A 17,712-nucleotide genomic window follows, 5' to 3' on the forward strand; every position below is an offset into this window, starting at 1 on the left:
CTGGGTACGGCAGCAGGCACACGGCCTGCTAGACCCGCGTGAGCAGCACGGCCGCCTGCGCCTCGATGCCTTCGCCACGGCCCAGATAGCCGAGCTTCTCGTTGGTTTTTGCCTTCACGTTCACGCGATCGAGCGGCAGTTGCAGATCTTCCGCAATGCATGCGCGCATCGCTTCGATATGCGGCGCGAGCTTCGGCGCCTGTGCAATCACGGTGGTGTCCACGTTCACGAGCGTGAAGCCCGCCTCCTGCACGCGGCGCATGCACTCGCGCAGCAGCACGCGGCTGTTCGCGCCGTAGAACTGCTTGTCGGTGTCCGGGAAATGGCGACCGATGTCGCCGAGCGCGGCGGCGCCGAACAGCGCGTCGGTGATCGCGTGCAAAAGCACGTCGGCGTCCGAGTGGCCGAGCAGCCCGCGCTCGTAAGGCACCGTCACGCCGCCGATGACGAGCGGACGTCCCGGCACGAGCGCGTGCACGTCATAGCCTTGTCCGATTCTGATATCCATATGAGGTCTTCCGTGTAGCTCTGTTGGCCGGCTCAATTGCCGGCCCAGTTTCCTGCTCAGTTGTCTGCTCAGTTGCCAGGATTGCGGCTGAGAATGGCTTCGGCGAGTGCGAAGTCTTCTGGGTAGGTCACCTTGAAGTTGCGCAGGCTGCCCTGCACGAGCCGCGGCGAATGGCCGAGCCATTCGATGGCGCTCGCTTCGTCGGTGAGATCGTGACCTTCTTGCTGTGCGCGCTCGATCGCCGTGCGCAGCATGCCGATGCGGAACATCTGCGGGGTCTGGGCCTGCCAGAGGCCATCGCGCGCTTCCGTGCGCGCGATGCGCGGGCCGCCCGGCACGTGCCGGGGCGCGACGCGCTTGAGCGTGTCGGCGACGGGCAGCGCCATGACGCCGCCCACGGGGTCGTCCTTGAGCGCTTCGACGAGCGAGCGGATCAGCGCGGGCGTGATGCCGGGGCGCGCGGCGTCGTGCACGAGCACCCAGTCGTCGTCGGTGGCGCCGAAGTCGGCCAGCGCGATCAGGCCGTTGTAGACCGACGCCTGGCGCGACGCCCCGCCCTTGCGGCGCACCGCGAAGCGCAGGCCGGCGAAGCGGCGCGCGTCGAAATGGCTATCGTCGGGAGAAATAACCACGAGCGTCTGGGAGAATTCGCTGCAGGCGTCAAATGCCGCGAGCGTATAGTGCAGGAGTTCGTGTCCGGCAACCGCCCGGTATTGCTTGGGCATCGCCGATCCCGAACGGCTGCCGGTGCCGGCACAGGGTATCAGGGCAAAAAGACGTGGGGTCACGGTATTGCAGGCCGCATGAGTCAAAGTAAAGGACGGATTTTATAATAGGTCCTTTGACCACACGTCAGCCGCTCGCTCAAGGCCCTCGGCCAGCGCCGCAACCTGCGTTGCCTGGCGGGCGTGGCGGATACGTTGGCCGCCCTTCGCATGGCTGCGCGCGCCCTTTTGCCTTACGAATGGCTGTCGATAACCGGATCGCATGCGCGTTGCCTCGCGCGCTCCGCTACTGACACATCACTGACGCATACGATAAGCAGCGCCTCGCCACTCTGTTGCCCCTATGTCCGATATCGCCGCACCCAAGCAGTCGCCGTCTTCGTCCCCGGTCGCCATCGTCAAGCCGGGGCAGCGCTTTGCCTTCGACGGCACGCACGGCTCGTCCGATGCGCTCCTGATCGCCCGCTATCGCGAAGCCGCGCGTGCAAGCGCCCCGCTTCTGGCGGTGATCTGCGCGAGCGCCGTGGACGCCCAGCGCCTCGCCCAGGAAATCCCGTTCTTCGCGCCCGAAGCGCGCGTGCGCCTGTTGCCCGACTGGGAAACGCTGCCCTACGACACGTTCTCGCCGCACCAGGACCTCGTGTCCGAGCGCCTTGCGACGCTGCACGACCTCGGCGAGGGCCGCTGCGACATCCTCATCGTGCCGGCCACGACCGCGCTGTACCGCATGCCGCCCGCATCGTTTCTCGCGGCCTACACGTTCTCGTTCACGCAGGGCGAGCGCCTCGACGAGGCGAAGCTCAAGTCGCAGCTCACACTGGCCGGCTACGAGCATGTGAGCCAGGTCGTGCGGCCCGGCGAATACTGCGTACGCGGCTCGCTGATCGACTTGTTCCCGATGGGCTCGCCGCTGCCGTACCGCCTCGACCTGTTCGACGATCAGGTCGACTCGATCCGCGCCTTCGACCCGGACAACCAGCGCAGCCTCTATCCGGTCAAGGACGTGCGCCTCCTGCCAGGCCGCGAGTTCCCGTTCGACGAGGCCGCGCGCACGGCGTTTCGCAGCCGCTGGCGCGAGGTGTTCGAAGGCGATCCGAGCCGCGCGTCCATCTACAAGGACATCGGCAACGGCGTGCCTTCCGCGGGCATCGAGTACTACCTGCCGCTTTTCTTCGAAGAAACGGCCACGCTGTTCCACTATCTGCCCGAACATGCGCAACTGGTGTTTTCTGGCGACCTGGACGCCTCGATCCGCCGCTTCACAGCCGACACGAAGCAGCGCCACGCCTTCCTCGCGCACGACCGCGAGCGGCCGATCCTCGAGCCCCAGCGCCTGTTCCTGACCGACGAGGACTTCTTCACGCTCGCCAAGCCCTTCGCGCGCCTCGCGCTGCCGGCCACGAGTGCGGGCGGCTGGGCCAACGCGCTGCCGAGCCTCGCGATCGACCGCCACGCCGACGACCCGCTCGCCGCGCTGCGCGGGTACCTCGACACCACGAAGAACCGTGTGCTGTTCGCGGTGGAGTCGGCGGGACGCCGCGAGACCATCGCGCAACTGCTGGCCGAGAACCATCTGCGCCCCGCCTCCGCGGACAGCTACGCAGACTGGCTCGGCAGCGACGAGCGTTTCGCGCTGGGCGTGGCGCCGCTCTCGACCGGCTTCGCGCTGCCCGGCGAAGGCCTTGCGATCATCACCGAGACCGAGCTCTACGGCCCGCTCGCGCGCCGCGCGGGACGCCGCCGCCAGGAACAGGCGAGCAACGTCGATTCGATGGTGCGCGACCTCTCCGAGCTCAAGGTGGGCGACCCGGTCGTGCACGCGCAGCACGGCATCGGCCGCTACCACGGGCTCGTGACGATGGACCTCGGCGAAGGCGACACCGAGTTCCTCCACCTCGAATACGCGAGTGCCAGCAAGCTCTACGTGCCGGTCTCGCAGTTGCACGTGATCTCGCGCTACAGCGGCGCGGATCCCGATAGCGCCCCGCTGCACGCGCTCGGCTCGGGCCAGTGGGAAAAGGCGCGCCGCAAGGCCGCGCAGCAGATCCGCGACACCGCCGCCGAGCTGCTCAACCTCTACGCGCGCCGCGCTGCGCGCGAGGGCCACGCGTTCGCGCTCGAGCCGCGCGACTACGTGAGGTTTGCGGAAAGCTTCGGCTTCGAGGAAACGCCCGACCAGGCGGCGGCGATCGCGGCCGTGATCGGCGACATGACGAGCGGCAAGCCCATGGACCGCCTCGTGTGCGGCGACGTGGGCTTCGGCAAGACCGAAGTGGCGCTGCGCGCGGCCTTCATCGCCGTGATGGGCGGCAAGCAGGTGGCGATCCTCTCGCCCACCACGCTGCTCGCCGAGCAGCACACGCAAACTTTCACCGACCGCTTCGCCGATTGGCCCGTGCGCATCGCCGAGCTGTCGCGCTTCAAGTCCGCGAAGGAAGTGAGCAGCGCGATCCAGCAGATCAACGAAGGCAGCGTCGACATCGTGATCGGTACGCACAAGCTGCTCTCCTCCGATGTGCAGTTCAAGCGCCTCGGGCTCGTGATCATCGACGAGGAACACCGCTTCGGCGTGCGCCAGAAGGAGGCCCTGAAGGCGCTGCGCGCCGAAGTGGACGTGCTCACGCTCACCGCCACGCCGATTCCGCGCACGCTCGGCATGGCGCTCGAAGGGCTGCGCGACTTCTCCGTGATTGCGACCGCGCCGCAAAAGCGCCTCGCCATCAAGACCTTCGTGCGCCGCGAGGAAGACAGCGTGATTCGCGAAGCGATGCTGCGCGAGCTCAAGCGCGGCGGCCAGGTTTATTTCCTGCACAACGAAGTCGAGACCATCGAGAACCGCCGCGCGATGCTCGAAGCGCTCGTACCCGAAGCGCGCATTGCGGTCGCGCACGGGCAGATGCACGAGCGCGAACTCGAAGCCGTGATGCGCGATTTCGTGGCGCAGCGCGCGAACGTGCTGCTGTGCACGACCATCATCGAGACCGGCATCGACGTGCCGACCGCGAACACCATCCTCATTCACCGCTCCGACAAATTCGGCCTCGCCCAGCTCCACCAACTGCGCGGCCGCGTCGGGCGCTCGCACCACCAGGCTTACGCGTATTTGCTCGTGCACGATCCGCAGGGGCTCACGAAGCAGGCGCAGCGCCGTCTCGAAGCGATTCAGCAGATGGAGGAACTGGGCGCCGGCTTCTATCTCGCGATGCACGACCTCGAAATCCGCGGCACCGGCGAAGTGCTCGGCGACAAGCAGTCGGGCGAAATTCACGAGATCGGCTTCCAGCTCTACACCGACATGCTCAACGACGCCGTGAAGGCGCTCAAGGACGGCCGCGAGCCGGATCTGAACGCGCCGCTCGCCGCAACCACGGAGATCAACCTGCACGCGCCCGCGATCCTGCCCGCCGACTATTGCGGCGACGTCCAGGAGCGCCTGTCGCTCTACAAGCGCCTCGCGAACTGCGAGCACGACGATTCGATCGACGGCATTCAGGAGGAGCTGATCGACCGCTTCGGCAAGATGCCGCCGCAGGCGCACGCGCTGATCGAAACGCATCGGCTGCGTCTCGCGGCCAAGCCGCTCGGCGTCACCAAGATCGACGCGAGCGAAGCCGTGATCGGGCTGCAGTTCGTGCCGAATCCGCCTGTCGACGCCATGCGCATCATCGAAATGGTGCAGAAGCACAAGCACATCAAGCTCGCGGGGCAGGACAAGCTGCGCATCGAAACACGCAGCCCCGACCTCGCGGTGCGAGTGGCGACGGTCAAGGAGACCCTGCGCGCGCTCGGCGCGCCGGCGAGGGCGGCGGCACGCTGAATGCGCCTTGGCGCGGGGCGGATGTTGCACTGCGCCATTGCACACCCGGGCTGCTTCGCCCGGGTCGTTTTGGCTTGAGCGATTCTTTTTGGGTAATATGGATAGACAAGCAAGCTGGAGTCCATCATGACCATCGCCGCTGATTCAGCGCAGTCGTCCACGCCGTCTTCCCAAGCATCGTCATCCGCCTCTCTCCCCGCTGCGCTCCCATGGGTCACCCGCCTCGTGTCGATGGACACGGTCAGCCGCCATCCGAATCTCGGGCTGATCGAGACCGTGCGCGACGACCTGCGCGCGCGCGGCATCGAAGCGACGCTCACCTACGGCCACAACGGCAAATGGGCCAACCTGTTCGCCACCTTGCCCGCCCACGACGGCTCGACCGATGGCGGCATCGTGCTGTCGGGCCACACCGACGTGGTGCCCGTCGACGGCCAGAAGTGGGACAGCGACCCGTTCAAGCCCGAGATTCGCGACGGCCTGCTGTATGGACGTGGCACTTGCGACATGAAGGGCTTTATCGGCACAGCGCTCTCGCTCGTGCCCGAGATCCAGCAGATCAAACTCGCGAAGCCGCTGCATCTCGCGCTCTCGTTCGATGAGGAAGTCGGCTGCGTGGGCGCCCCGCTCATGATCGAAGATCTCGTCAAGCGCGGCGTGAACCCGGAGGGCTGCATCGTTGGCGAACCCACGAGCATGCGCCCGATCGTGGCGCACAAGGGCATCAACGCGTATCAATGCTGCGTGCGCGGCCATGCTGCCCATTCGTCGCTCACGCCGCGCGGCCTGAATGCCATCGAATACGCGGCGCGCCTGATCTGCTACATCCGCGATATGGCCGACGAGTTCCGCGCGAAAGGCCCATTCGACGAGCTCTACGACGTGCCGTTCACGACCGCGCAAACCAGCACGATCGAAGGCGGCAACGCGATCAACACGGTGCCGGCCGAATGCCGCTTCGCCTTCGAATTCCGCAACCTGCCCACACTCGACCCCGACGCGATCTTCGCGCGCATCGAGCAATACGCGCGCGAAACGCTCGTGCCGAAGATGCAGCGCGAAAATGCAGCGGGCGCGATCGAGTTCATGAAAATCGCTGCCGCGCCGGGACTCGACGACAGCGAGCAAGCCGCGATCACCCAGCTCGTGCGCGCGCTCACCGCCGACCGCACGCGGCGCAAGGTAGCGTACGGCACAGAAGCGGGCCTCTTCGCGCGTGCAGGCATTCCGAGCGTGGTGTGCGGCCCGGGCGACATCGAGCAGGCGCACAAGCCCAACGAATTCGTCTCGCTCGACCAGCTCGCGGCGTGCGAGGGCTTCCTGCGCAAGCTCGTGCACGGCCTTTCGGTTCAGGCGCAGGCACAGTAGTCACCGAGGCCCTCCTCCTCAACACACTCGTCCCGCGCGCAGGTCCAACGCCATGTCAACCGCCACGCCGCTGCCCACCGATCGCACGATCGACGGCGAACCCGTTCCAACCCTGGACGAGATCGCCTCGCAGCACTTCATGCTGGCGCCGTGGGTGCTGCGCACGCCGGTGTTCGACCGCCACGACCTGCCCTCGCTCGGCGGCACGCACGTCAACTTCAAGTTCGAACTGCTGCAGGCGAGCGGCAGCTTCAAGGTGCGCGGCGCGTTCACGCACCTGCTCGCGCTCAGCGCGGCGCAGCGCAGTGCGGGCGTCACCTGCGTCTCGGGCGGCAATCATGCGATCGCCGTCGCGTACGCGGCAAAGCGGCTTGGCATCGGCGTGAAGGTCGTGCTCTTTCGCAGCGTGAGCGAAGCGCGCGTCGAGCAGTGCCGAAGGCTGGGCGCCGAAATCGTGCGGGCCAACGACAACCGCGAGGCATTCGAGATCGTGCGCCGCATCGAGGCCGAGGAAGGCCGCTACTTCGTGCACCCGTTCAACGGCTGTCGCACCGTGCTCGGCACGGCGACGCTCGGCTACGAATGGGCGACCCAGGCACCCGATCTCGACGCCGTGATCGTGCCGATCGGCGGCGGCGGGCTGGCCGCGGGCGTCGCCACGGCGCTGCGCCTCGCCAACCCGCGCGTGCGTGTCTACGGCGTGGAGCCCGAGGGCGCTGACGTAATGAGCCGCAGCTTCGCGGCGAATCACACGGTGCGCATGACCCACATGCAGACGATTGCCGACTCGCTCATGTCGCCGCACACCGAGCAGTACAGCTATACGCTATGCCGCCGCCATGTCGAGCGCGTCGTCACGGTCTCGGACGACGCCCTGCGCACGGCGATGCGCCTGCTCTTCGACGAACTGAAACTGGCCGTCGAGCCGGCCTGCGCAACAGCCACCGCGGGCCTTTACGGGCCGCTGCGCGACACGCTCGAGGGCAAGCGCGTGGGCGTCCTGCTGTGCGGGACCAATACCGACCCGCAACGCTTTAGCGAGCAGATCGAGCAGGCTCACTGAGGCCCCGCGACGCGGGGCCGGCCATCGACACAATGTCATGCAGTGTCAAATCGCTACCGCATTGCAGATGCGTTCGCTATCATTGCGCCATTGTGCCCTTACGCCCCCTGGCCTTTGCCGCCCCGTTCAAGGAGAGCCCGCTCATGAGCATCATCAAGGAGTTCAAGGAGTTTGCCGTCAAAGGCAATGTGATGGATCTCGCAGTCGGTGTGATCATCGGCGGCGCCTTCTCCACCATCGTCAACTCGGTCGTGAAGGATCTCATCATGCCGGTGATCGGCGTCGTCACGGGCGGCCTCGACTTCTCGAACCTGTTCGTCCGGCTCGGCCACATTCCCGACACCTTCAAGGGCAATCCCGACTCGTACAAGGATCTGCAAACCGCCGGCGTGGCCGTGTTCGGCTACGGTGCGTTCATCACGGCGCTGATCAACTTCGTGATCCTCGCCTTCATCATCTTTCTGATGGTGAAATTCGTGAACAAGCTGCGCCAGTCGGAACCGCCCGCGCCGGCCGCACCGCCGCCCACGCCCGAAGACGTGTTGCTGCTGCGCGAGATTCGCGACTCGCTCAAGAAGTAAGGACAGTCAAAAAAAAGCCCGCTTTCGCGGGCTTTTTTTTCGATCTCGCGGGCGACGCTCATGCCACCGATGCATCGCCTGCGCGCTGTGTCACCGTCGCTTCGATCAAACGCTCGAGTTGCTCGAAATTCACGGGCTTCGTGAGATGCGCGGTGAAGCCGGCGTCGAGACTGCGGCGCACATCGTCGTCGGTGCCGAAGCCCGTGAGCGCGATGGCCGGCGCCGCCGACTCCTTGCGGAATGCACGGATGAAGTCGATGCCCGAGCCGTCCGGCAAACCGATATCGCTCACCACCAGATCGAAATGCTGCGCGGCCGTGAGAGCGAGCGCGCTGGCCACGCTCGCGGCCACTGAAACGTCGTGGCCGAGCGTGCGAATCAATTGCGACATGACCTCGGCCGTGTCGTCGTGGTCCTCGATCAGGAGGATGTCGAGCGCACCCGCACGGTGCGGCCCGCTGTGGTCCGCAGGGCGAGCGGCGCCCGAAGCGGGCGCCGCAGTCGGCAGCACGATCGTGAAGGTCGCGCCGCAATGCGACCCCGGGCTCTTCGCGCTCACGGTGCCGCCATGCGCCTCGGTCAGCGCCTTCGTCACCGCGAGGCCGAGGCCGAGGCCGCCGAACTGCCGCGTCATGTTGTGGCTACCCTGCTCGAAGGCGTGAAAGAGCTTGCCGATCTGGTCAGGCGCGATACCTATGCCGGTGTCCTCGACTTCGATCACTACATGCATGCGCTCATCGCGGGTGCGCACGAAAATATGGCCGCCGTCGGGCGTGAATTTCGCCGCGTTGCGCACGAGATTCCAGAACATCTGCTGCATTCGCGCGCGGTCGCCGCGCACGTAGTGATGCTGCGCCAGTCGCTCGACGTGCACGTCCTGCTGCTTGATCTGGATTTCACTGTGAAAGAGTTCGAGCACCGCGTCGATCACCTCGTGCACGTCGACCGTGTCGAGCGTGAGGCTCAGCTTGCCGTTCGCGACGCGCGTGAGATCGAGCAGATCGTCGATCAGGCGCGCCTCGAGTTCGATATTGCGGCGAATCATCAGCACGCCCGCACGCGCGGCGTCGGGCAAGCCGTCAATCTGCTCGAGCAGGCGCGTACCAGCCAGCACGGGCGTAAGCGGCGTGCGCAACTCGTGCGAAAGCATCGCCAGAAAGCGGTCCTTTGCGCGATTGGCTTCTTCAGCCGCCTGGCGCGCGGCCTGCTCGGAGGCCAGCAGCAGCTCGCGCTCTTCGTTCGACTCGCGCTGCGCATGGATGTCTGTGCAACTGCCGAACCACTTGTTGACGCCGCCGCGTGGATCGCGCATGGCAACGATTCGGACGTCGAACCATCGGTATGCGCCGTCGTGGCGCAGAATACGCAGTTCGTGCCGGTAATCGTCGTTGGCGGTGCGCACGGCTTTGAGCCAGGTGTCGCGAATCTCGTCGCGGTCGTCCGGATGCACGGCGTCGAGCCACGCAAGGCCGTGCGTCGTGTCGGCGTCGATGCCCGTGTATTCGCGCCACTGCTTCGAAAGAAAATCGCACTCGCCATCCGCCCCGCAGGTGAACACGAGGTGCGGCAGCGCTTCGGACAACGTGCGGTAGTGCTCTTCGCGATCGCGCAAGAGCAGCGCCTGGTCGGAGGCGCGCTGCAGCGCGACCTGGGCGAGCACGCGCGCCACCGCTTCGGGCAAGTAGTCGAGGTAATCGCCCGACTTCGGCACCACGTCGGAGACGCCCGCGCGCAGCGCGGCGATCACGCGCGATTCGTCGGTGAAACCGGTGACGAGAATCGCCGGCACGCGCACGTCCTCGGCACGCAGACGGCGGAAAAAGTCGAGGCCGGTCTCGGCGCCGTCCAACTGGTAGTCGAGCACGAGCACGTCGGGCGTGCGCGCCGCGAGCACCGCGCGCGCCTCGCCAACGCCCGTGCAGGTGTCCACGCGCGCGCCGGCCCGCACGAGCGATTTGCGCGCGAGCCGCAGAATGCCCTCGTCGTCGTCGACGACGAGCACGTGCGCGCCCGCCAACATCGGCGCCCCTTCGTTCAAATCATTCATGCCGTTCATGCCGCTCATGCGTCGAGCATCCCTTGTGGCTGGCGCCGCGCCGCTGACGCGGGCAGTATCGATATTGTCGTGGTGATCCTGCGTGAATCGAAAACATCAAGGACGCAAGAAGCGATGCCCCGGCGGCAGCTTGACGACCTGGAGAAAAAATCCAAGCCGCCGCACCGCCTCGATGAATGCGTCATATTCGACGGGTTTCGTGATGTACACATTGCAGCCCAGTTCGTAACAACGCTCGATCTCGCGCGGATCGTCGGTCGTGGTGAGCACGATCACCGGCACTGAAGCGGTCACGGGATCGGCCTTCAACCGCCGCAGCACTTCGAAGCCGTCCACGCGCGGCATGCGCAGATCGAGCAGCACGACGAAATTCGCCAGTTCTTCCCGCGACGGGTAATTCGACGCTGCAACGGTGTCGGCACCCGGCGTGCCAAAGAAGTAATCGAGCGCCTCCTGGCCGTCGCGAAAACGCAAAAAGCCGTTGGACACGCCCGAGCGCCGCAGGTTGCGTTCGACCAGCGTGGCATGCCCATCGTCGTCTTCGATCAGCACGATGCTCACGCGCCGCCCTGGCTCGCCCGGCTCGGCCGCCAGGTCGGCTCGCGCGCCGCCCGGGTGCGGATCCGGCTGCGTCCCCGCGCTGTCGTCCGCCTTCTTTTCGGCCCTCTCTCCCTCTCTCATACCGCTCTCCGAGGTTTCCTCATGCGATTCAATGGTCGTGCCCTCATGCTGCACGCAGCGGCTCGTCGGGCAGCGCGACGAAGAAAGTGGAACCCGCGCCTTCCGTCGACTCGGCCCAGATGCGGCCGCCATGGCGCTCCGCAATGCGGCGCGCGAGCGCGAGCCCCGTGCCCTGCCCGTCCGACTCGCCGCCGTGCAGACGCTGGAACACGCGAAAGAGTTTGGGCAGATACGCAGCCGGGATTCCGATGCCATTGTCACGCACATAATAGGTCCGGGTGCGCGTGCCCGATATGCGCGAGGCATCACGCGCGGTGGCGCCGGCAATCGCGGAAGACGTGACGAGCGACGTGACGAGCGACGTGGCGGGCAGCGTCGCACGGCCCTGTGCGCCCTCGCCCAGCTCCAGTGCGCCGATTTCCACATGCCCGGGCCGCGCCGGATCGAGATGACGCAAGGCGTTGTCGATCAGGTTGCCGAAGATCTGCTCGAGCGCCGCGGGGTCGCCCCACGCGGGCGGCAGCTCGCGCACCTCGATGCGCGCCTGCTGCGCGAGCCCCGCTGCGAGGCCGGCGAGCGCGCGCTCGACAATCCGCCCCACATTTACGCGCTGCCAGCGGTACTCGAGCCGCCCGGCGCGCGACATGCGCAGCAGCGCGTCGATGATGGCTGCCGCGCGCGCCACGGCCTGGCGCAGGAATTGCAGCGATTCGTCGACATCGCCGTCCAGCACTTCCATCATGTGCCGGCGCTCGGTAGGCGGCAGATCGGCCAGATCGATCTGCTCGCGCAGATCGCTGCACGAAACCTGCAATTCCTTCGAAAAGCCCTGCAGGTTCACGAGCGGCGAGCGCAGGTCGTGTGAGACGCTGTAGATGAACATCTCGTTGTCCTGGCTCTCCTGGCGCAGATTGTCGTTGGCGGCGGCGAGATCCGCGGCGCGCTCCTGCAATTGCGCCTTGAGCGCCGTCTGTTCATGCTCGGCTTCACTCAGGCGCCGGCTCGTCTGGTTGAGCACGGCGTCGAGCGAGGCAATTTCGTCGTTGCCGGCAAGCGGCGGCGCGAGCGCCACGCCAACGCTGAGCCGTTGCGCATTGGCGCTCAGCGTGGCAAGGCGCAGGCTCACATTGCGCGCGAACACTGCTGCGGTGGCGGCCCAGACCAACATCGACCCGGCGACCGCGAAGATGAGCGCATCCTGCTGCCGCTCGCGGCTCTCGCGCAGCGAGGCGCTGCGCGTTTCGTCAAAGCGCGTTTGTTCGGCGATGAACGCATCCAGCTCGCTGCGCACCGCGTCGATTTCCGGCGGCAGGCCGATGCCGCCCGTATACGTGAAGCCCCCGGCATTACCGTCGCGCAGCGCGTCGGCCACCTTTCCACAGCTCGCGCGCCACGTTCGCGCAGAGTCGTTGATGCGCTGGATGCGCGCGAGCTGCCTGGGGTTGTCGCTCACCATATGCTCGAGCAGCGCGATGCGGTCGGAGAATTCGGCCCAAACAGCGCGACGGTCGATGAACGAGGGATCTTCGAGCACGATCGCCGTGCGGACCCGCGCGGCCTCGCGCAACAGCGGATGGGCGAGGCCCGCGGCCTGCCAGAGAATCTGCTTGCTGTTCTCGGCGCTCTTCGCAGCCAGGGCGGCCTCGCCTTGCGTATCGAATACGAGGCCGAGCAGCGCGAGTTCGATTGCGCTCGGTATCGCGATCAGCAAAAGCCCCTTGGCGAACAGTTTCATGTCTGTCTGATTAGATGCCGCTCCGGGCCACGCTTGCGCGCCGGACCTCCCCGCCCGGCCACCCCAGGCCAGGTCCTCGCGTGCCGCGAAAAGGCCGCGCCGCCCGTGCCGAATCATTATCCCCGGTAGATTATGAGATTACAACGTATGTGGTGACCCGCACCACGTAGTGAGAAAAGCCGGCATTTTCCAGAGAAATCGTCACACTGCGCGCGCGTGCAGGTCTATTATTGAGACCGGAGATAAGTAAATGGTAGCGAGAGAGCGCCGGGATACCTACATGAGCGCGACGTGTGGTCCGGCATGGCGTTTGCCTGACACAACGAGGGTGTCGACAGGGTCCTCACGGGCCTGAGTCCTCGTGAACTGGCAGATCGGTATGCTTGAGGGATCGACGTGCGGCGCACCAGTCCGGGAGTGGTCGCATGGGAACGCTGCGTTTTTTGCAATCCACCTTTTTCAGGCGAATTTTTATGTCCTTCCCGAAAAAGCGTAAACGCATCAGGGCGGATGGCGACGAGTCGTTTCTCGCCGTACTCAGCCACTTCAAGCCGTTTGGTCAACTCGACACCAAGATTGCACGTGCGCGCGCGCAGGACGAACCAGTGCTCTATGCACACGTGCTGCCTGGGCTCGATGTGCTGTTATGCAGCGTCCGCGGTGCGCATCCGCCCTATCCCGGCACGAGCGAATTGCGTCGGCGCTGCATCGAATCGATCGCGCATGCACTCGAGCAACCGATCGAGGGGCTCGAGAACGGCGGCTACTGGTACGAAGCCGACGGCTTCGGCTTTCTCGTGTTCGCGAGCCGGGCGCGCGGGCGAATCCTGCCCGAGTTCGGCGGGACGCGGCCCGGCATCAGCTTGCGGCACGCGGCACGCCGCCATGACACCACCGGCGATCCCGCGCCGCGCCAACAGTTGCGCTGAGCCATTCTCAACAACGCCCGACGCTCAAGCGTCGGGCGTTGTTGTATCTGCGCGGCTGCAATGCGTCGGCGTCGGCCATCTGCCTCAACTGCCCTTGTAGAGACTCTGTATGCCGGTTTGCGCAGCGTCGCCATGTGACGCAGGCGGCGAGACCGCCTTCGTCCCGCTAGCGGGCTGCGGCAAGGAAGGCATCTTCTGGCCCGGCGGCGGTGCGGCCGGACGCTGGCGGATCTGCGCGAACAACTGATCGCACGGCAGCGGCTTGTTGTTGCTCGGCGCGACGAGCGGCAAGAGTGCCATAAACGGGTTGATGAGCCCGAGCCCCACCATGGCGCCGCCGCGCAGCGCGAGCGCCGCGGCATCCACGCCCACGTGCGGATTCTGGAACGTGCCCTTCACGTAGAGCGGCGAGCGCAACGAGAACACCCGAAAACCCTTGGTGTGCGGATGCACCTTCATGTCCATCGATTCGTTGCGCAGATCGATGGGGCCGTCGATGTTGATCACCGCATCGTCGGTGTCCAGCGCGAACACGCGCGGATCGAGCACGCCGTTGGTCGCCACGAAATCGGCGGCCGCGCAATTGATGTTCACGTCGCGGCTTCCGAACAGCTTTTCGTAGACCACATTCGCCACGTTCAGGCCCGCCGCTTCCATCAGCAGGCGGCTGATGGTGCCCTGCGTGACCAGCGCCTTCACCTCGCCGTTGGAGGTAGCCGCGAGGGCAGCCGGCGAATTTCCGGTCGCGGAAAGCGAAGCGTCGCCGTTGATCTCGCCAAGCGCCGATTGCATCGACTTGAATTTCGGGAACAGCTCCTTGAGCTTCAGGTGGCGCGCGGTGATGGTGCCGCGCGCCTTGAGCGGTTCGCCGCTGCCATTGAGCGAGAGCCGCGTGGCGAACCGGCCACCCGCTACGCCGAATTGCAGCGGCTCGAACTCGAGCACGCCGTCAGTCAGGATCACGTGCGTGTAGAGGTCCTGGAGCGGCAGGCTGCCCTGCTTGACGATGCGCTTGCCGGTGAACTTCACGTCGGCGTCGATGGACGTCCAGCGGTCGGTCTTGAACGGCTCGACGGGGATCACCCGGCCGGCAGGCTGCCTGGCCGTGTCGCCGCGCTTCGCCTTGCTCGCTTTGCTGTCGGCGCCGATGATCGGCGCCAGATCCGAGAACTGCAGCAGGTTCGACACGAGCTCGCCGGACAGCAGCGGGCGCGGCTGGCGCTGCGTGTACACGAACGTGCCGTTCAGGTCGCTGCCGCCCACACGGCCCGTGAAATTCTCGTAGCGGAACACGCTTGCACCGCGATGGAACTGGCCGACGAAACGCCCTTCGGTTGCGTAAGGCGGCGTTTCGGGCAGCGTCACGCCGGTCAGCCTGTATAGATGCGCCATGCTCCGGCCTTGCAGCCACAGGCGCAGATCGACAGCGGCGAGATGCATGGGGTCGGTCAGCGTGCCGACCAGTGCGATATGCATGTCGCCGGCGTGCACGTCGGCCTGGAGCGGGAACGGCCGCTTTGCGTCTTGCAGCGCCAGCACGCCGCCGAACTTGCCGGCGCCCGACAGCGGCGTCTTGTTGTAGGTGCCCTTGACGGTCCAGCCGAACGCGTAGAACGGCTCGTTCGGCTTGCGTGCCGCAGGTGCGCTTGCAGCGTTTGCAGCGCTGGAGGCACTGGAGGCACTGGAGGCACTGGAGGCACTGGAGGCACTGGAGGCACTGGAGGCACTCGAGGCACTGGAGGCACTCGAGGCACTGGAGGCACTGGAGGCACTAGCTGCGCTAGCGGCGCTCGCAGCGGATGCAGCGCTTGCGGCGGCCGCCTCGGAGGCCTGAGCCTTCTCCGCCTGCTGCGCGAGCCGGTTCGCGCCGGCGCGTCCGATCATCTCGGCGGAACCCTGGCGCGACGCGGCCTCCTGCTGTGCCATCACCTCGCCAATCGGAATCCCCTTGCCGAGCAGATTCACGGCGATCTTCACATCGGTTTTCGTCTGCTGGTCGCTCACGGCGATATTGCCGCTGGAGAACGTGATGTCGTGCAGATCAAGCTTCCATGTGGAAGGCCCGCCCGACGACGCCAGCTTGAAGGTCCAGTTGTTGCGCCCGTCGGCGAGGCGTTCGATATCGACGGCCGGATTCTCGAGGTGAATCGCCGGAATCACGATGTCGTGCGCGAGCAGCGGCAGCACGGCCACATCGAAATCGATCGAATCGAGCGTGGCAAAGTGCGGCGTCTGGGTCCAGTCGGGGTTCGCCACTTCGATTTGGGAGGCCGAGAAGCGCGGCCAGGGCACCCAGGCGCGCCAGCCCGTTTCGTTCGGCGGCCGGCGCCAGCCCACCTTGAGGTTGCCGACGATGGCGAAGGGTCGCCCGATAGCTTGCGTCACCTTGTCGTTGACAAAGGGTCTGGCGCGATTCCAGTCGAAGGTGTAAATGAAGACGCCCAGCCCGGCGACGAGCACCACGACACCGGCCGCGAGCCATGCGAAGATCTTGGCGAGCGTGCGGCCCAAGCCGCGGGGTTGCCGTGACGTCATGCGTACTCCATGTTATGCGTTGTTGTTTCGCCAACGATGGCGCAGCAGCCTGCGTGCCCGGTGGCTGCTATTTGTCTGTAATTCTCCGATGACTCATCACAACGATTCGAGCCGGGCCGGCGTTGACCCGAAGTCGAGCGCGCCGCTCATCGAAGCAAGACGCATCACGCGCCGCGATGCCCAGCGGGGCCAGGTCTTGCTACAGCCCACCGATTTTGCGCTTCATGCGAGTCAACGCGTCGTGCTCACGGGCCCGTCCGGATCGGGCAAAAGTGTATTCCTGCGTGCGCTCGCGCTGCTCGATCCGCTCGACGGCGGCACCCTGCACTGGCATGACCAACCGATCGCGTCCGCGCGGATTCCGCGCTACCGGCGTCACATTGCCTACGTGCGGCAGCGGCCCGCGCTGATCGACGGCACGGTGGAGGACAATCTGCGCTATCCATTCTCGCTCGCGGTCTATCGCGATGCAGCCTTCGACGTCGCGCGCGCGCGTGCGCTCTTCGACGCGGCGGGCCGGGGGGCTGGTTTCCTCGCGCGCGAGACCGCGGAGCTATCCGGCGGCGAAGCGCAGATCGTGGCGCTCGTGCGCGTGCTGCAACTCGATCCCGAGGCGCTGCTGCTCGATGAGCCTACCGCCTCGCTCGATCCTGAATCGGCGCGCGCGGTCGAGACGCTGATCGCGCACTGGTTCGAACACGAGCGCGCCGCACGTGCGACCGTATGGGTCTCGCACGATCCTGCGCAGGCGCAACGCGTGGGCACGCGCCACATCACGATGCGCGCGGGCGTGCTCGACGAGGCCGCCGCCACGCACGCCACGCTGGGGGCCCTGCGATGAGCCCCGGCGTGCTGCAGAACCTCGGCATCGGCGACGTCGCCATCGCCGCGCTGCTGGTATTCGTCAACGGCGCCGTTTCGGTGCTGCTCAAGCTCGACCTCGAACGCAAGCTCGCATGGGCCGCCGTGCGCACCGTCGTGCAGTTGCTCGCCATCGGCTACGTGCTCGGCTGGGTGTTCGCGTTCAACCGCTGGTACGCGGTGCTGCCGCTCATGGCACTGATGACGCTCATCGCCGGCATCGCGGGCTCGCAGCGCGGCGCTCGCACCTATCTCGGCCAGCGCGTGGACAGCATCGTATCGATCTGGGTCAGCGCGTGGCTCGTGGCGGCTGTGGGACTTTTCGTGGTGATCCGGATTCGGCCGTGGTACGAGCCGCAATATGCGATACCGATCCTCGGCATGATTCTCGGCAATACGCTCACGGGCGTGTCGCTCGGCGTCGAGCGCATGATGCAGGAACTCACGGCGCGGCGCGACCGCGTGGAAAGCGCCCTCGCGCTCGGCGCCACAGGCTGGGAGGCGGCCCAGGCGAGCGCGCGCGAGGCCGTGCGCGCGGGCATGATCCCGACGCTCAACCAGATGGCTGTGGTGGGTGTGGTGAGCCTGCCCGGCATGATGACGGGCCAGGTGCTCGCGGGCCAATCGCCGCTGCAGGCGGTGCGCTATCAAATCGTGATCATGTTCCTGATCGCGGCATCGTCGGCGCTGGGCACCGTGGGCGCTGTCGTGCTCGCGTACCGGCGGCTTTTTTCGCCCGAGCATTGCTTCCTGGCCGCGCGGCTCGTCGAGCGGCAGGCCCGCACGAAAGCGCGCGCGTGACGTCCCGGGCATGATGTGCCTTGACGGGACGCGCGCGCACGTGCCGTCAAGG

General features: G+C 66.4%; 13 protein-coding genes. 7 read left to right on the top strand and 6 right to left on the bottom strand.

Features of this window, described 5'->3' with window-relative positions:
* Positions 1–28 precede the first annotated feature (28 nt).
* Positions 29–508, bottom strand: coding sequence for a 2-C-methyl-D-erythritol 2,4-cyclodiphosphate synthase (gene ispF / locus P5W98_RS07750; protein WP_421024029.1), 480 nt, complete (start codon positions 506–508; stop codon positions 29–31).
* 68 nt (positions 509–576) lie between these two features.
* Positions 577–1,296, bottom strand: coding sequence for a 2-C-methyl-D-erythritol 4-phosphate cytidylyltransferase (gene ispD, locus P5W98_RS07755; protein WP_434718035.1), 720 nt, complete (start codon positions 1,294–1,296; stop codon positions 577–579).
* Between the two features lie 280 nt (positions 1,297–1,576).
* Between ispD and mfd the strand changes: the two genes are divergently transcribed.
* The 4 genes from mfd (at position 1,577) to mscL (ending at position 8,062) form a co-directional block, all read left to right on the top strand.
* Positions 1,577–5,050, top strand: a complete 3,474-nt coding sequence (gene mfd / locus P5W98_RS07760) for a transcription-repair coupling factor (protein ID WP_421024031.1) — start codon at positions 1,577–1,579, stop codon at positions 5,048–5,050.
* Positions 5,051–5,176: 126 nt separating this feature from the next.
* Positions 5,177–6,418, top strand: a complete 1,242-nt coding sequence (argE, locus tag P5W98_RS07765; protein WP_421024032.1) for an acetylornithine deacetylase — start codon at positions 5,177–5,179, stop codon at positions 6,416–6,418.
* 52 nt (positions 6,419–6,470) lie between these two features.
* Positions 6,471–7,481: a threonine/serine dehydratase gene (locus tag P5W98_RS07770; protein ID WP_421043740.1), complete on the top strand. Its 1,011-nt coding sequence runs from the start codon at positions 6,471–6,473 to the stop codon at positions 7,479–7,481.
* A gap of 143 nt (positions 7,482–7,624) precedes the next feature.
* Positions 7,625–8,062, top strand: a complete 438-nt coding sequence (mscL, locus tag P5W98_RS07775; protein ID WP_421024034.1) for a large conductance mechanosensitive channel protein MscL — start codon at positions 7,625–7,627, stop codon at positions 8,060–8,062.
* A 58-nt stretch (positions 8,063–8,120) separates the two neighbouring features.
* Here mscL and P5W98_RS07780 read toward each other — a convergent pair whose 3' ends face one another.
* The 3 genes from P5W98_RS07780 to P5W98_RS07790 all read right to left on the bottom strand — a co-directional run bounded on the left by P5W98_RS07780 (position 8,121) and on the right by P5W98_RS07790 (position 12,534).
* Positions 8,121–10,127, bottom strand: coding sequence for a hybrid sensor histidine kinase/response regulator (locus P5W98_RS07780; protein WP_421024035.1), 2,007 nt, complete (start codon positions 10,125–10,127; stop codon positions 8,121–8,123).
* Between the two features lie 87 nt (positions 10,128–10,214).
* The gene (locus tag P5W98_RS07785; protein ID WP_421079520.1) at positions 10,215–10,799 is read right to left on the bottom strand and encodes a response regulator; all 585 of its coding nucleotides are present in this window, start codon (positions 10,797–10,799) and stop codon (positions 10,215–10,217) included.
* Positions 10,800–10,842: 43 nt separating this feature from the next.
* Positions 10,843–12,534, bottom strand: coding sequence for a sensor histidine kinase (locus P5W98_RS07790; RefSeq protein WP_434718036.1), 1,692 nt, complete (start codon positions 12,532–12,534; stop codon positions 10,843–10,845).
* Positions 12,535–12,959: 425 nt separating this feature from the next.
* Here P5W98_RS07790 and P5W98_RS07795 point away from each other — a divergent pair, with 425 nt between their 5' ends.
* Complete coding sequence (locus P5W98_RS07795) at positions 12,960–13,463, top strand: hypothetical protein (RefSeq protein ID WP_434718037.1); 504 nt, start codon at positions 12,960–12,962, stop codon at positions 13,461–13,463.
* 84 nt (positions 13,464–13,547) lie between these two features.
* Here P5W98_RS07795 and P5W98_RS07800 read toward each other — a convergent pair whose 3' ends face one another.
* Positions 13,548–15,998 carry an AsmA family protein gene (locus P5W98_RS07800; RefSeq protein ID WP_434718038.1) on the bottom strand — a complete coding sequence of 817 codons (2,451 nt, stop codon included), beginning with the start codon at positions 15,996–15,998 and terminating at the stop codon, positions 13,548–13,550.
* Positions 15,999–16,086: 88 nt separating this feature from the next.
* On the opposite strand from P5W98_RS07800, the gene P5W98_RS07805 reads away from it, so the two are divergent.
* Together P5W98_RS07805 and P5W98_RS07810 are read left to right on the top strand one after the other, a co-directional pair.
* Positions 16,087–16,839, top strand: a complete 753-nt coding sequence (locus P5W98_RS07805; protein ID WP_434718039.1) for an ABC transporter ATP-binding protein — start codon at positions 16,087–16,089, stop codon at positions 16,837–16,839.
* Entirely contained in the window at positions 16,836–17,660 is an 825-nt protein-coding gene (locus P5W98_RS07810) for an ABC transporter permease (protein WP_434718040.1), read from the top strand. Before P5W98_RS07805 ends, P5W98_RS07810 begins: the two co-directional genes overlap by 4 nt.
* Positions 17,661–17,712 lie beyond the last annotated feature (52 nt).

The sequence above is a fragment of the Paraburkholderia sp. A1BS-2L genome (assembly GCF_051125205.1).
Classification (GTDB): Bacteria; Pseudomonadota; Gammaproteobacteria; order Burkholderiales; family Burkholderiaceae; genus Paraburkholderia.

Excerpts from the sequence above, each read along its gene's own strand:
- ispF (WP_421024029.1), bottom strand. The coding sequence starts at position 508 with ATGGATATCAGAATCGGACAAGGCTATGACGTGCACGCGCTCGTGCCG.
- mfd (WP_421024031.1), top strand. The coding sequence starts at position 1,577 with ATGTCCGATATCGCCGCACCCAAGCAGTCGCCGTCTTCGTCCCCGGTC.
- argE (WP_421024032.1), top strand. The coding sequence starts at position 5,177 with ATGACCATCGCCGCTGATTCAGCGCAGTCGTCCACGCCGTCTTCCCAA.
- P5W98_RS07770 (WP_421043740.1), top strand. The coding sequence starts at position 6,471 with ATGTCAACCGCCACGCCGCTGCCCACCGATCGCACGATCGACGGCGAA.
- mscL (WP_421024034.1), top strand. The coding sequence starts at position 7,625 with ATGAGCATCATCAAGGAGTTCAAGGAGTTTGCCGTCAAAGGCAATGTG.
- P5W98_RS07780 (WP_421024035.1), bottom strand. The coding sequence starts at position 10,127 with ATGAGCGGCATGAACGGCATGAATGATTTGAACGAAGGGGCGCCGATG.
- P5W98_RS07785 (WP_421079520.1), bottom strand. The coding sequence starts at position 10,799 with ATGAGAGAGGGAGAGAGGGCCGAAAAGAAGGCGGACGACAGCGCGGGG.
- P5W98_RS07790 (WP_434718036.1), bottom strand. The coding sequence starts at position 12,534 with ATGAAACTGTTCGCCAAGGGGCTTTTGCTGATCGCGATACCGAGCGCA.
- P5W98_RS07795 (WP_434718037.1), top strand. The coding sequence starts at position 12,960 with ATGGGAACGCTGCGTTTTTTGCAATCCACCTTTTTCAGGCGAATTTTT.
- P5W98_RS07800 (WP_434718038.1), bottom strand. The coding sequence starts at position 15,998 with ATGACGTCACGGCAACCCCGCGGCTTGGGCCGCACGCTCGCCAAGATC.
- P5W98_RS07805 (WP_434718039.1), top strand. The coding sequence starts at position 16,087 with ATGACTCATCACAACGATTCGAGCCGGGCCGGCGTTGACCCGAAGTCG.
- P5W98_RS07810 (WP_434718040.1), top strand. The coding sequence starts at position 16,836 with ATGAGCCCCGGCGTGCTGCAGAACCTCGGCATCGGCGACGTCGCCATC.